Genomic DNA, 11,738 nt, shown 5'->3' with positions numbered 1-11,738 from the left:
GACCCCGCCGAGGGCGGTGACGATGGCGGCGTGGATGCCGCGTACTCCGACGTCGGCGTTGCCGAGGTAGATGGCGATGTGCCGGGCCGGGCGAGACGGAAGATCGCGGCCCCGGTCGCGGCGGTCTTGCCGGCTCCGACTTCGCCGGTGACCACGCCCAACGCTCGTTCAGCGACGCACCAGGCGATGGCGGGCGATGGCGGGCGATGGCCTCGGAGTGGGCGGCATGGCGGTGCAGCATGGCGGGTGCCAGGCCCCGCCCGATCGGGGTCTTCGACAAGCCTTGGCCATCATGGAGAGTTGTCGTCGCTTTCTCGCCGCGGGAACCGGGCGGAGCGGGCGCTGGAGGAGTCAGGAACGAGGGCCGGCCGGACCAGGGCGGTCTGCGGGGCAGGCTGGTCGGAGGCTGGGGCCCCACCGGTCGGTCTCGGGATCAGTCGCGAGCTCGCTGCCGGGGCCGAGGCCGGGCGAGGTGTCGTCCTGACCGGCCATGGCGCATCATCGCCGGGCTGTTCTTCGTCAACACCGTGGCCGCTGCCCTGGTCAGAGGCTTGCTGACGAGGGTCGATCAGGGCGGCGTAGTTGATGCCGGTGGCCACGTGCTGATCGTGGCTGGCCTCCAGCAGCCGCAGGTAGCCGAGGCAGGTACGGGCGCCGCGGGCATCTCGAATCTGGCCTTGGGGCGGGCGTTGCGAGTGATGGCCTGCGGGATGGCCATCTCCTGCGGCCCACCATTCCAGCGGCCTCGCCATGTTAGGACCGAAGGGTGGAAGACCAGCTCAACAGTGCGGCCGAGCAAGGACGCGTCGACCTGGTAGAAGTCGGAGAAGAGCTGGACCGTGCCGGTCGCGGACCTGCCGGCGTTCGTCCACTTGAACGCCTCGATCAGCGGTGACCGTGACGGCCGGCCTCCCCGATGATCAACCAGGACGATCCGACTGATCTTCTACCGTCACCGACCCGCAGCCTTCGCCCAGGATCTCATGCTCACGGTGGCGTCTTGTGGCATCCGGGGCGTGGGCGTCCGGGAACGTCACGTTCGCGCGCCAGGCGCCCATGCCCTACGGCACGGCCGGCTCCCCTCCAGTAAGAAGGTGTCGAGCAATCCTCGACAGCTTGCCGGTCGTTTCTCATCCTAGAGGTGGAGTGGGAGCATCGTTCTCCTGAGGTCGAGAGAGAGAACGCAGATGAGCAAGCACAGGCCGGACCGTACACATCCTGTGGGCTATTTCGAGGCCGTTGTTGACGACCTGACAACGCTGGGCATCAAGACCATCCAGAGCGGCGCCACAAAAGTATTCCTCAGCTGCCCGGGCGCCGAATCAACGTTGCTGGCTTGGGACGATGAGTTCGGCTGGACGATCGAGGTCACCGAAGACACCAACCATGGCTATACGCACTTGCGCTACGGGCTCCCGCTCCACCTGAATGCTGAACCTGCTGAGGTCGCATTGACCGTCGGGATAACGATTTTCGAATCCGACGGATCGGATCTAGAGTTTCCACGCCGCAAAACCGCCAAACCCAACATCACACCCTGCCCTTGAGCAACCGGGTGAGCGATGTGGATCGCCGACCGTTGGCGCGGTAACGGGTCAGGGCGCGATCAGGAGCCAAGGACCGCATGCAACGTGGCGGGGAACGGGCACGACCGTCACCATGGCCGGCAAGAGCGCCGTCCGCTGGGAGAACACCACGATTGTGTCGCTCTACCGTGGTGGCGCGGACATCGCCCAGTTCGCCACCCTGGAGCGCAAAGGCCCGTGGATGCTGGCCTACCTGGTGGCCAGACGGGTCGCGCCAGGCGACGGCGACGGGGTCCGGCTCGAACATCAGTCCAGGCGTTTCGGCCGAAACACCTTCCGGCGCATCAGCGCCCGGGAGTTCGCCCGCCGGACCGGCACCAGCGCCAAGCGCGTCATGGCTCTTTGGGAGGCCTGGAACCGGCTGGCCGCCGACGGCATCGTCCCGCATGCCATGGACCTGAAGCCGGGCGCGGATGTCGAGCTTCCCGACGTCGAGCAGTATCCGTTCTTCGGCAAGAACGGCTACTACCGCAGCTGGGAGGCCAGGCCCATCTCGGCCGAGCGGCGCGAGGCGATCGAGCGGGAGGCGGCCAAGGCCGGGACCCGTCCCTCGGCCATCAGTGACGTCATCGGCCATCCGACGGCGGTCAAGACCGCTCTGCTGGCCGATGAGGCGACCCGGGCGGCGGCGCGAGAGGCCCTGGAGGAGTTCGAGGCCCGCCAGGCCGCCGCCGATGCGGCCGACCGCGCCGCGGCCGCCGAGGTCACCAGGCAGCGGCAGAGCGAATACGACGCCCGACGCACCGAGCGGGAGGCCTTCGCCGCCCAGGCCCGAGCGGCCCGCGACGGATCCGAGGCCGAGGCGTCCATGGACGTCTTCAACGCCATGGCCGCCGAGATCCGCATGGCCGCCTCGCGGGCGCTGTCGCTGCTGCAAAAAGCAGCAGATCCGCTTCACCGCCGACCGCGCCCAGGCCATCGCCGAGCTCTGCGACGGCGCCGAGGCGGCCATCACCGCCGTCCGCGACATCGCCACCGGCTCGGCCCTGGACGACGCCGCGCTGGCGAAGTTCCTGGACGAGAACGGCAAGCTGCTGTGAGCCAGCGGCAGACGTCACGGCGTGACGCGATGGGCTGGACGCAGGCCGAGCCCGACGTCGCTGATGTGATGATCTGGCTGCGCAGCAACCACGGGCGCGAGCTCAGCTACGCCGACATCGCCGCCGGCGTCGGGATGCCCAACGGTCACCGGCTGCGGCGGGCCGTCCGCGTCGTCCGCGAGATCGCGGCCAACCGGGGCGACCGCCTGGAAAGGTTCATGCCCTCGGCCGGCCCGGCCCGGCGGCGGGTCTTTGTCACCCGCTACATGCGCCGCGGCAACGGCGATGGGTTCAGCGCCCGCGACGCGATGTCCGCCGCACGAGCGGCGATGACATCGGTCAAGGACATGCACCGCGCACCACCTTCGAGGCCGGCAACCCCCGCTCCATCGCCCGCACGGAGTTCGCCACGATGGCCCAAGCCGCCGACGAGTGCATCACCAAGGTCGCCGGGCTCGACAAGGTCGGCCCGCAGGTGGTCCGGCGCGAGAACACCGGCCTGCTGGCCCAGGTGATCGCCGAGCTGGAAGCCCGGTTCACCGAGTCGACTGCAGGCTGACCAGGCCCGCCGCCCCTCAACGACCAGTGAGGAGCCTCTCATGACCGCGCTCGAACGCACCCTTGCCAAGGCCCTCACGGAGATCGTCATCAGGCTCGACCTCAGCGACGACGACGCCATCGCGCCCGAGGCCACGATGGAGGTGCTGGAGCCGGTGATCGCCCTTCTGCAGGACCTCCCCGAGCAGGACCGGCAAGCCCTCGCCGAACTGATCAACCAGTGCGCGCAGGAGGAAACCGACCCCGAGCGGCAGCTGACAGCCTGGGAAACGCCCGAAACCCTGGGCCTCCTGACCTGAGGGCAGTGGGCGTCTGGGATCATCGTGTGAGCGAGGCCCAGCCGCCCGCGCACCCGCGCCTTTCACGAGCCTGCAGCAACTTGACACAGATCATCGCCGCCGGAAGAGGATACGGCGTGAGATCAACTCTTTCGACGCCGCCGGCCATCCCCGCTGGAACCCTCGCCGCCAGCCCGCAACCGACGCTTTCCGCCCCCGGCGGCCTGCTCTTGCGACCCTGGGAGCCTTCTGACGCCGCAGTCTTCCTCGCCGCTTACCAGGACCTCGAAATCCGGCATTGGCACACTCGTCAACCCGCGTCTGAAGATCAGGTCCGTGAGTGGTTCGAGCAGTATCGCCAGGCCTGGGCGCAGGAGACGGGCGCGAGCTGGGCGGTGACCCACGGCGGCGGTGAAGTGCTGGGGCGCATCGCCATGGGCTCAGTGAATCTCGATGACGGTGTCGCGGGATGCGCATACTGGGTGCTCCCGCACGCCCGCCGAGCAGGGGTGGCCTCCCGCGCACTGACGGCCTTGAGCGTCTGGGCACTGGGCGAGGCTGGTTTCCACCGTCTGCATCTGGACCACTCGACCCGCAACCACGCCTCCTGCCGGGTCGCCGTCAAATGCGGTTTCCTCCTGGAGGGCACCAAGCGCAGCGACGCCGTCCACTCCGACGGCCGGCACGACATGCACCTGCACGCCCGCATCAGAGGCGACGAGCGATCCTCCTGATGCCGACCCTCTCAGGAGGTCACTACTACGGCACTCACAGACCCAAGATCGTCGAGAATGCTGAACCCACCCTCTGATCAACCGCTTCCCCACATGCTCGAATACCTTCGCGCCGGCCTGGGCCATGCTCGGCATGCTGGGGTCTACTTGCCTGACGTGCCTGACATGCCTTCAAGCGGCTGACCTGCAGGTTCGCTTGACAAGCCTAGATAACGATGGACCCAGTCGCACGCCTTCACCATGAGCCCGGAGGCGGACACGCTGGTGCAGGAGATGCTGCTGGACGCGACCGGCAAGGCAGCCGACCTGGTGCGCATGTTCGCGGCCTGCTTCACCGCCGAGCCGACCCTCGCCCACCAGGCGCTGAAGGCGGCGCTGCTGGACGAGGCCAAGGCGCTGCTGGTGATCGGGCTGCACGCCGACCGGCGCACGGTCCAGGCCCGCGCCCGCGAGCGCGGCATGCGCATCTTCTACGTGGACCCGGAAGGGCTCGTGCAGAACGGCGTGTTCGAGGAGTACCCGATCGAGGAGCCCGCGACGGCGACGTCGTCGTCCGCGACGCTGCTATCCCCGCGCTGATGCGGCTGTGCGGCATGCTCAACATCAAGATCGACGCGACGTCCTGAAGGGCCCCGCCCCGGCCCTCGTTCGGGATAGCTTGCTGGGTCGCACCGACAGTGCGCCCTAACAGGCCCAATCCAACGAACAGGATCATGATGCGCGTATCCGTGATCGGCTGCGGTCACCTCGGCGCCCCTCACGCGCCGCGATGGCCGAACTCGGCCACGAGGTGATCGGCGTCGAACTCGACCCCGAGAAGTGCAAGCGGATGGCCATCGGTGTCGCCCCCTTCTACGAGAAGGGCTTCGCCGAGCTGCTCGCGGCCCACACCGCGACGGGCCGGCTGCGTTTCACCACCGACATGGCCGAGGCCGCCGACTTCGCGGACCTGCACTTCATCGCGGTCGGCACTCCGCTCGCGGCGAATCCGGAGACTGATCAGGGGCCAGACTGTGGGCTCATCGCGTCTGCGCGGCGGCAGAAGTGTGCTCCAAGTGGGTCGACGGTTGTATGGTCGACGCCTTGATCGGAAGGAAGGCGGCGGCAGGACATGCGGGTGACGATGACGAGCGCTCCGAAACGGACTGACCGCGCGAACGAGGACTTCACCTGCGCCGGACCGACGGCAGCGGTGCTGATTGACGGCGCCGGCATCCCCGGCACCGAATCGATCTGTCGGCACGGCGTGGCCTGGTATGCCAATCGCCTGGGAGGCAGGCTCCTCGGCCTTTTGTCGCTCGTGCAGGACCGCAGTGTTTCTGCGCTGCTCGCCGAGGCCATCGAGCAGGTGACCAACGATCATCGTGACACGTGCGACGTCGCCAACCCCATCAGCCCGTCGGCGACCGTAGCCATCCTGCGCCTGTCGGACGGCCTCCTCGAATACCTGGTGCTCGGTGACTCGGTCCTCGCGCTCGACAGAGCGGATGATGCGCCGTTCGTCGTCTCCGATCCCCGGGAGGTGATCATCAGCCGGTCGTACCAGCCCGCGATCGAGGCCGCCGCCAAGGGTAGCGACGAGTACCACCGACTCCTGCGAGACTTGCGCGCCAACCGCAACCAGCCAGGCGGGTTCTGGCTGGCCAAGGACGATCCGCAGGCGGCAGACGAGGCGATCACCGGAAGCTGCCCGATCTCCGAACTGACCGGCGCCGTTCTGCTCAGCAATGGAGCCAGCCGCATCGTGGACCAGTTCCAGCTCGCCGATTGGCCAGAGGTCATGGCCGTCCTGGCGTCGAGCGGACCTGCCGAAATCATCCATCGTGTCCGGCAGGCGGAAGCGCGCCATGCGGTGGCGGCTGACGATGCGACGATCACACACTGCACCGACCTCGGCGCCACCCCACTGCCCTCCACCCCGAGCCTTCGCCGGCCACAATGATGCGCCCCGGCGTGCGCTATGCCGATGGCACCAAAGTCAGCACCCTCCTCAACAGGGGCAAGATGGTGCACTTCAGCGAGGACGGTCGGCCATCAAGTCCCCTTCTCAGCTGGCAACCCACCGGCGACCAACTGCACGGTTCAGCCCCCTACCTGGGGCACAACACGGTGAAACTCAGGGTTCGCTCGTGGGCGAAGCGCTCGCCGATGGTCTGGGTGCGCATCCGGATCCGGCGCTGCTCGTCTTTGACGTCCCACTGGTCGATCAGCGTGTTGAGCTCGCTGATCGAGGCGACATCGGGGACGGGCACCAGGTGGTTGCGACGGAACCAGCCGATCTGGCCCTCCACTCCGCCCTTCTTGTGCGCGCCGACCAACCCAGGCCGGCAGTAGAAGGCATCGATCCCGGCCCAGCTGCGGAAGGCCACCCACCGCTCCGACTCCACCCGGGCCCGGGAGAAACCCAGCACCCGGGCCACCGCGGGCTTGAGGTTGTCGTAGCGCACCTTGCCTGTGGGCCCTCCGCTCCCGAACGTGTCCCCAGCCGCCAGGTAGCGGGCCTTGAGCAGCAACCAATCGGCCAGTGGCGTCAGCGAGCCGTTGTGACTCGGTCCATCGCCACTGAAGGCTCTGATGCGGCTGGTGTCGTCGGGTGTCCCGCAAACCCCGGTCAATCGATACCAGTGGTGGGTGGTCAGCGTCCCCGTCAGTGCGGAGAAGACGTTGAAGGCCGTCTCGTCCGCGACCGGGAGCGCCCCGCCTAACTTGCCTTACTGAACATCAGCCCGCTGACCAGCCGGAACCCCTGACAACCCGATTCGGCGAGAATCGTCAATCTGCACATACGCCGACGAGACCGTCTCGGCGCACTCCTCCACGAATACTTACATGCCGCCAGGCACAAGGTTCGCCGCGACGACCGGGCCGGAGTACTGGGCCGCGGACGGCGTGCACCCGATGGTCGCGTGACCGAGCCTGCTCACGGGCGAGGCATCATCCCGGCCAAGAGCGCGTCGAGGACGCGGTCGACGTACTCGTGGGTCAGCGGCTCCTGGGTGATCAGCAGCCGGAAGTACAGCGGGCCGGACAGGATGGCCATCGCCAGATCGAGGTCGAAGCCGGGCGACAGCTGGCCCTGGTCGCGGGCCGCCCGCAGTCGGGCGACGGTCTTGTCCTGCTGCGGGGCGATGAAACGCTCGTTGAGCGACGCGGCGACCCGGCGATCGTGCTGCGCCTCGCCGACCAAAGCGTAAAAGAGGGGACCGTAGGGCGGGGCGCCCAGCAGGTCCACGGCCGCGTGGATCTGCGTGCGCAGGTCGGCGGCGAGGTCACCGGTGTCGGGATAGTCCAGGGGCTCGTTCAGCGACAGCAGGGAGTCGAGCAGCAGGGCTCCCTTGGAGGACCAGCGGCGGTAGATGGTCTGCTTGCTGGCGCCGGCGCGGGCCGCGACCGCCTCCATGCTGAGGTTGGCGTAGCCGATCTCCTGGCCGAGCTCCAGCGTGGTCCGCATGATGGCCTCGGTCCGGTCGGCGCCGCGACGGTGGGGTGTGCGGGTCATGCGTCCACCTTATCGGTACGGCACGTTCCGTACTTGACATCGGTAACCGTACACGACAACATTCCTATTGGTACGGAACGTTCCGTACTATTAAGCATCTCCTGGAAAGAGCCAATTCGTGATCCCCGTTCCCGCCGACCCCGCCGTGGTGCACCCCATGCCTGACCAGCCGCGGGTGGTGCTGCTGAAACCGCTGGTCACCTCGCCGCTGATCGAGGTCGGAGACTTCTCCTACTACGACGACCCGGACGATCCGACCGCCTTCGAGACCCGCAACGTGCTGTACCACTACGGGCCGGAGAAGCTGGTCATCGGCAGGTTCTGCGCGCTGGGCGAGGGTGTGCGGTTCATCATGAACGGCGCCAACCATCGCATGGACGGCCCCTCGACGTTCCCTTTCCCGATCATGGGCGCTTCCTGGGCCGAGCACTTCGACCTCATCACCGGCCTGCCCGGACGGGGCGACACCGTAGTGGGCAACGACGTCTGGACCGGCTACCGGGCGATGGTGATGCCCGGCGTCCGCATCGGCCACGGAGCGATCATCGCCTCCGGCTCCGTCGTCGTCGACGACGTGCCCGACTACGGCATCGTCGGCGGCAACCCGGCCAAGCTCATCCGCCGCCGCCACAGCGACGCCGACATCGACCGTCTCCTGGCCGTGGCCTGGTGGGACTGGCCGCTCCAGCTCATCACCGAACACGCCCGCACGATCATGTCCGGCAGCGTCGGCGACCTGGAGAAGGTGGCGGCCACGCAGGTGTGATACCCATCCGTTCACCTTCCAGCACCAGAATCGAGCCATTTGCATGCCTGCTTCCACCCAGCCCGGCCCGTTCGCCGGCTGGCTGGGCGGCCACGCCGCCCCGCTCACCCACCTCGACCCCGAGGCGCCGCTGGATGACCTGGAGCCGCTGCGCGATCTCATCGGCGACGCGCGCGTCGTCGCGATCGGCGAGCACTCCCACTTCATCGACGAGTTCGTCCGCCTGCGCCGGCGCCTCCTGCGGTTCCTGGTCGAACGCTGCGGCTTCACCGTCCTGGCCTTCGAGTACGGCTTCAGCGAAGGCTTCCCCATCGACGCCTGGGCCCAGGGCGAGGGCACGGACGACGACCTGACGGGCCACCTCGCCGAGGCGATCCCCGTGGGCGTCGACGACCCGCTGCGCTGGATCCGCCGACACAACGCCACAGCCTCGCGACCGGTGCGTTTCGCCGGGATCGACATCCCGGCGGCCGGCGGGTCCCTGCTGCCCGCCCTGGCCCCGGTCGCCGACTACCTGCGCAGGATCGACCCCGAAGCCCTATCGTCCATCGAGACGGCGACGCGGATCGCCGCATCGTTCGCCGGAACCTCCGCCGCCGCGGCCGCGCCCGCGTGGGCCCGCCTGCCCGCCGCCGACCAGGACGCCCTCACGGCCGCCCTGACGCGCCTGCTCATCCGGTTCCGCGCCGTCGAGCCGCTGTACGTCTCGCGCGGTGATCGTCACGGCTACGACATCGCCCTGCGCCGCCTCGAAGGCGCCTGCCAGGCCGACTACGGCTTCCGTGCCATGGCCGGCCTGTTCGCCGGCAACGGGCTGACCGCCGACACCTCGGCCAGAGACGTCTACATGGCCGAGTCGGTCCTGTGGCATCTGGAGCGCTCCGAGCCCGGCACCCGCGTCGTGCTGGCCGCCCACAACGCCCACATCCAGAAAGCACCCATCTCCTTCAACGGCCACCTCACCGGCTTCCCGATGGGGCAGCACCTGCACAGCGCGCTCGGCGACGCGTACTTCGCCCTCGGCATGACCAGCACCGGCGGGCACACCGGCGAAATGGTCCGCGACGAGGAGGCGCGCTTCGGTTTCCGCATCGAGGACACCGCGCTGGAGCCGCCCGAGCCGGGCAGCGTCGAAGCCGCCTTCGCCGGCGCCGGCCTCGGGCTCAGCATCGCCGGCCTCCGCCCGGCACGCACACAGGTCGGCGGCGCAGATATCGGCGCGGATACCGGCCCCGACCGCATCCGGCTGCAGAGCACCTTTCTGCACACCCCCGTCCTGGACGCCTTCGACGGCATCCTGCACACCCCGGCCTCCACCGTGACCCGCGACCTCGAAGAAGGACAAACCCCGTGACCCAAACCGACGTGATCACCGTAGGGGCCGGCCCTGTCGGCCTCATGCTGGCCGCCGAGCTGCGGCTGGCCGGCGTATGGCCGCTGGTGCTGGAGCGCAAGCCGCAGCGCCGCGACATCCCCAGATGTCCACTTTTGAGAATTTCGGCGGATCGGCAGCCGCGCTTTGAAGGCTCGACCTGCTCGCCCAGGGAGAACGCACCGTCGAGGCCCTGGCCAAGGCCGCCGGGCTGAACCTCACCACCGCCTCGGCCCACCTGCAGACCCTCAAGCAGGCCGGCTTCGTCGCCACCCGCCGCGACGGCGTGCGCATCCACTACCGGCTCGCCGGAGAGGACGTCGCCCAGCTGTTCGCGCTGCTGCGCAAGGTCGCCGAGACCCACCAGGCCGCGGTCCTCCCGGCACGCCAGGCCTACCTCGGCGACGACGGCGTGGACGAGGTCACCCGGGAGGAACTGCGCGAGCGCGCCCAGGCGGGCGAGGTGGTGGTGCTGGACGCGCGGCCGGTGGAGGAATACCTGGCCGGCCACATCCCCGGCGCCGTGTCCATCCCGGTCACTGAGCTGGCCGAGCGGATCAGCGAGCTGCCCGCCGACGCCAAGATCCTCGTCTACTGCCGCGGCGAGTACTGCGTGCTCGCCTACGACGCGGTCCGGCTGCTGAACGACTCCGGCCGCCGGGCGATCCGGCTCAGCGACGGCATGCTGGAATGGCGGTTGTCGGAGCTGCCTGTCGAGGCCGGAGCGCCGGCATGACCGCCCACCCGGCCCCGCATGCCTTGCCGCATCCGGGGCTGGTCGACGGGCCGGTCTACCTCGACTACAACGCCACCACCCCGGTCGACCCGCGCGTGGCCGAGCAGATGGCGGCGCACCTGGGTGGCCTGTTCGGCAACCCGTCCAGCGGCCACCGCTATGGTGAGCGGCCCCGTGCGGCACTGGGGCACGCGCGCGAGCAGGTTGCCGCCCTGATCGGCGCCCGTCCGGGCGAGATCGTCTTCACCGCCTCCGGTTCGGAGGCCGATCTGCTCGCCCTGCGCGGCGCGGTCCTGGCCGCTGGCCGCCCCCGCCCGCACGTGATCACTCAGGTCACCGAGCACCCGGCCATCCTGGAAACCTGTCAGGCGCTGGAGCGCCTGTACGGCGCCCGGGTGACGGTGCTGCCGGTCGATGGCGACGGGCTGGTGGACCCGGCCGCGCTGGCCGCCGGGCTGGATGAGGATACGGTCCTGGTGTCGGTGATAGCCGCCAACAACGAGACCGGCGCCCTGCAGCCGATCGCCGAGCTGGCCGCCCTTGCGCACGAGCATGGTGCCCTGCTGCACTGCGACGCCCAGGCCGTCGGCAAGATCGGCGTGGACGTCGAGGCGCCCGGCGTGGACCTGCTCACCGTGGTCGGGCACAAGATGTACGCGCCCAAAAGGCATCGCCGCCCTGTACGTCCGCGACGGCGTCATCCTGGAGCCGGTCGTCTACGGCGGCGGCCAGGAGCGCGGCCTGCGCGCCGGCACCGAGAACGCCGTCCTGGCCGCCGCGCTCGGCACCGCCGCCGACCTGGCCGGCCACGACCTCCTTGCCGCCACCCCGCAGCTCGCGGCCTCCACCGGATCGGCCTGCCACAGCGGCACCCACACCCCCTCCCCGGTGCTGACCGCTATGGGCCTGGACCCCGAACGCGCCATGGCCGCGGTACGGCTGTCCCTGGGCCGTTGGAGCACCGAGACCGACATCGAGACGGCCGCGACTGCCCTGATCAAAGCCGCTGCCTGAGCACGCCTGCCCCGTCCAGTGTGAACCCCACCCCGCAGGAGAGGCATGACCGACCACACACCAGCCGAGAACACCTCCGAGACCACCCTTGAGAGTTCCGCGGTTGAGACCAGCGCGGCTGATGCCGCCGCGCCGGGCGTCATCGCTCGGGCACC

The 11,738-nt window shown here is 69.1% G+C and carries 14 protein-coding genes and 1 pseudogene; 13 read left to right on the top strand and 2 right to left on the bottom strand.

The genetic code is table 11. The annotated features are described in order from the left end of the window. Positions 1 to 1,187: 1,187 nt before the first annotated feature. The 7 genes from E1292_RS17440 (at position 1,188) to E1292_RS17405 (ending at position 6,138) form a co-directional block, all read left to right on the top strand. Complete coding sequence (locus tag E1292_RS17440; RefSeq protein WP_132596262.1) at positions 1,188 to 1,547, top strand: hypothetical protein; 360 nt, start codon at positions 1,188 to 1,190, stop codon at positions 1,545 to 1,547. 112 nt (positions 1,548 to 1,659) lie between these two features. Next, positions 1,660 to 3,141 (top strand): hypothetical protein, encoded by a 1,482-nt coding sequence (locus E1292_RS52715; RefSeq protein WP_220446896.1) that lies wholly within the window; start codon positions 1,660 to 1,662, stop codon positions 3,139 to 3,141. Positions 3,142 to 3,225: 84 nt separating this feature from the next. Continuing rightward, positions 3,226 to 3,483, top strand: a complete 258-nt coding sequence (locus tag E1292_RS17425) for a hypothetical protein (protein WP_132596261.1) — start codon at positions 3,226 to 3,228, stop codon at positions 3,481 to 3,483. Between the two features lie 80 nt (positions 3,484 to 3,563). Continuing rightward, complete coding sequence (locus E1292_RS17420) at positions 3,564 to 4,196, top strand: GNAT family N-acetyltransferase (protein ID WP_220446895.1); 633 nt, start codon at positions 3,564 to 3,566, stop codon at positions 4,194 to 4,196. Between the two features lie 240 nt (positions 4,197 to 4,436). Next, positions 4,437 to 4,775, top strand: coding sequence for a hypothetical protein (locus tag E1292_RS17415; RefSeq protein ID WP_181958242.1), 339 nt, complete (start codon positions 4,437 to 4,439; stop codon positions 4,773 to 4,775). Between the two features lie 190 nt (positions 4,776 to 4,965). Then, positions 4,966 to 5,283: a hypothetical protein gene (locus tag E1292_RS17410; RefSeq protein ID WP_246090173.1), complete on the top strand. Its 318-nt coding sequence runs from the start codon at positions 4,966 to 4,968 to the stop codon at positions 5,281 to 5,283. A gap of 24 nt (positions 5,284 to 5,307) precedes the next feature. Then, complete coding sequence (locus E1292_RS17405) at positions 5,308 to 6,138, top strand: hypothetical protein (protein ID WP_181958241.1); 831 nt, start codon at positions 5,308 to 5,310, stop codon at positions 6,136 to 6,138. 148 nt (positions 6,139 to 6,286) lie between these two features. Here the strand turns inward: E1292_RS17405 and E1292_RS17400 are convergent, their stop codons facing one another. Next, positions 6,287 to 6,709 carry a hypothetical protein gene (locus tag E1292_RS17400; RefSeq protein ID WP_181958240.1) on the bottom strand — a complete coding sequence of 141 codons (423 nt, stop codon included), beginning with the start codon at positions 6,707 to 6,709 and terminating at the stop codon, positions 6,287 to 6,289. Positions 6,710 to 7,116: 407 nt separating this feature from the next. Further along, entirely contained in the window at positions 7,117 to 7,695 is a 579-nt protein-coding gene (locus E1292_RS17395) for a TetR/AcrR family transcriptional regulator (RefSeq protein WP_246090172.1), read from the bottom strand. Positions 7,696 to 7,852: 157 nt separating this feature from the next. Here E1292_RS17395 and E1292_RS17390 point away from each other — a divergent pair, with 157 nt between their 5' ends. The 6 genes and pseudogenes from E1292_RS17390 (at position 7,853) to E1292_RS55795 (ending at position 11,675) form a co-directional block, all read left to right on the top strand. Then, positions 7,853 to 8,461 carry a CatB-related O-acetyltransferase gene (locus tag E1292_RS17390; protein WP_181958244.1) on the top strand — a complete coding sequence of 203 codons (609 nt, stop codon included), beginning with the start codon at positions 7,853 to 7,855 and terminating at the stop codon, positions 8,459 to 8,461. Between the two features lie 43 nt (positions 8,462 to 8,504). Beyond that, positions 8,505 to 9,815 carry an erythromycin esterase family protein gene (locus E1292_RS17385; RefSeq protein WP_132596260.1) on the top strand — a complete coding sequence of 437 codons (1,311 nt, stop codon included), beginning with the start codon at positions 8,505 to 8,507 and terminating at the stop codon, positions 9,813 to 9,815. Next, positions 9,812 to 10,048, top strand: coding sequence for an FAD-dependent oxidoreductase (locus E1292_RS56120; protein ID WP_220446894.1), 237 nt, complete (start codon positions 9,812 to 9,814; stop codon positions 10,046 to 10,048). The genes E1292_RS17385 and E1292_RS56120 overlap by 4 nt, the downstream gene beginning before the upstream one ends. Continuing rightward, a pseudogene (locus tag E1292_RS55425) lies at positions 10,027 to 10,104 on the top strand (ArsR family transcriptional regulator); the annotation flags it as partial. The gene E1292_RS56120 and the pseudogene E1292_RS55425, both read left to right, overlap by 22 nt. 15 nt (positions 10,105 to 10,119) lie before the next feature. Then, positions 10,120 to 10,569, top strand: coding sequence for a rhodanese-like domain-containing protein (locus E1292_RS17375; RefSeq protein ID WP_246090170.1), 450 nt, complete (start codon positions 10,120 to 10,122; stop codon positions 10,567 to 10,569). After that, complete coding sequence (locus tag E1292_RS55795) at positions 10,524 to 11,675, top strand: cysteine desulfurase family protein (RefSeq protein ID WP_369334339.1); 1,152 nt, start codon at positions 10,524 to 10,526, stop codon at positions 11,673 to 11,675. Before E1292_RS17375 ends, E1292_RS55795 begins: the two co-directional genes overlap by 46 nt. Positions 11,676 to 11,738: the final 63 nt, after the last annotated feature.

The organism is Nonomuraea deserti (genome assembly GCF_004348685.1).
Classification (GTDB): domain Bacteria; phylum Actinomycetota; class Actinomycetes; order Streptosporangiales; family Streptosporangiaceae; genus Nonomuraea; species Nonomuraea deserti.
This window is presented reverse-complemented; position numbering and strand designations above follow the sequence as displayed.

Excerpts from the sequence above, each read along its gene's own strand:
- E1292_RS17405 (WP_181958241.1), top strand. The coding sequence starts at position 5,308 with ATGCGGGTGACGATGACGAGCGCTCCGAAACGGACTGACCGCGCGAAC.
- E1292_RS17390 (WP_181958244.1), top strand. The coding sequence starts at position 7,853 with ATGCCTGACCAGCCGCGGGTGGTGCTGCTGAAACCGCTGGTCACCTCG.
- E1292_RS17410 (WP_246090173.1), top strand. The coding sequence starts at position 4,966 with ATGGCCGAACTCGGCCACGAGGTGATCGGCGTCGAACTCGACCCCGAG.
- E1292_RS52715 (WP_220446896.1), top strand. The coding sequence starts at position 1,660 with ATGGCCGGCAAGAGCGCCGTCCGCTGGGAGAACACCACGATTGTGTCG.
- E1292_RS17440 (WP_132596262.1), top strand. The coding sequence starts at position 1,188 with ATGAGCAAGCACAGGCCGGACCGTACACATCCTGTGGGCTATTTCGAG.
- E1292_RS17395 (WP_246090172.1), bottom strand. The coding sequence starts at position 7,695 with ATGACCCGCACACCCCACCGTCGCGGCGCCGACCGGACCGAGGCCATC.
- E1292_RS17385 (WP_132596260.1), top strand. The coding sequence starts at position 8,505 with ATGCCTGCTTCCACCCAGCCCGGCCCGTTCGCCGGCTGGCTGGGCGGC.
- E1292_RS17425 (WP_132596261.1), top strand. The coding sequence starts at position 3,226 with ATGACCGCGCTCGAACGCACCCTTGCCAAGGCCCTCACGGAGATCGTC.
- E1292_RS55795 (WP_369334339.1), top strand. The coding sequence starts at position 10,524 with ATGGCGGTTGTCGGAGCTGCCTGTCGAGGCCGGAGCGCCGGCATGACC.
- E1292_RS17415 (WP_181958242.1), top strand. The coding sequence starts at position 4,437 with ATGAGCCCGGAGGCGGACACGCTGGTGCAGGAGATGCTGCTGGACGCG.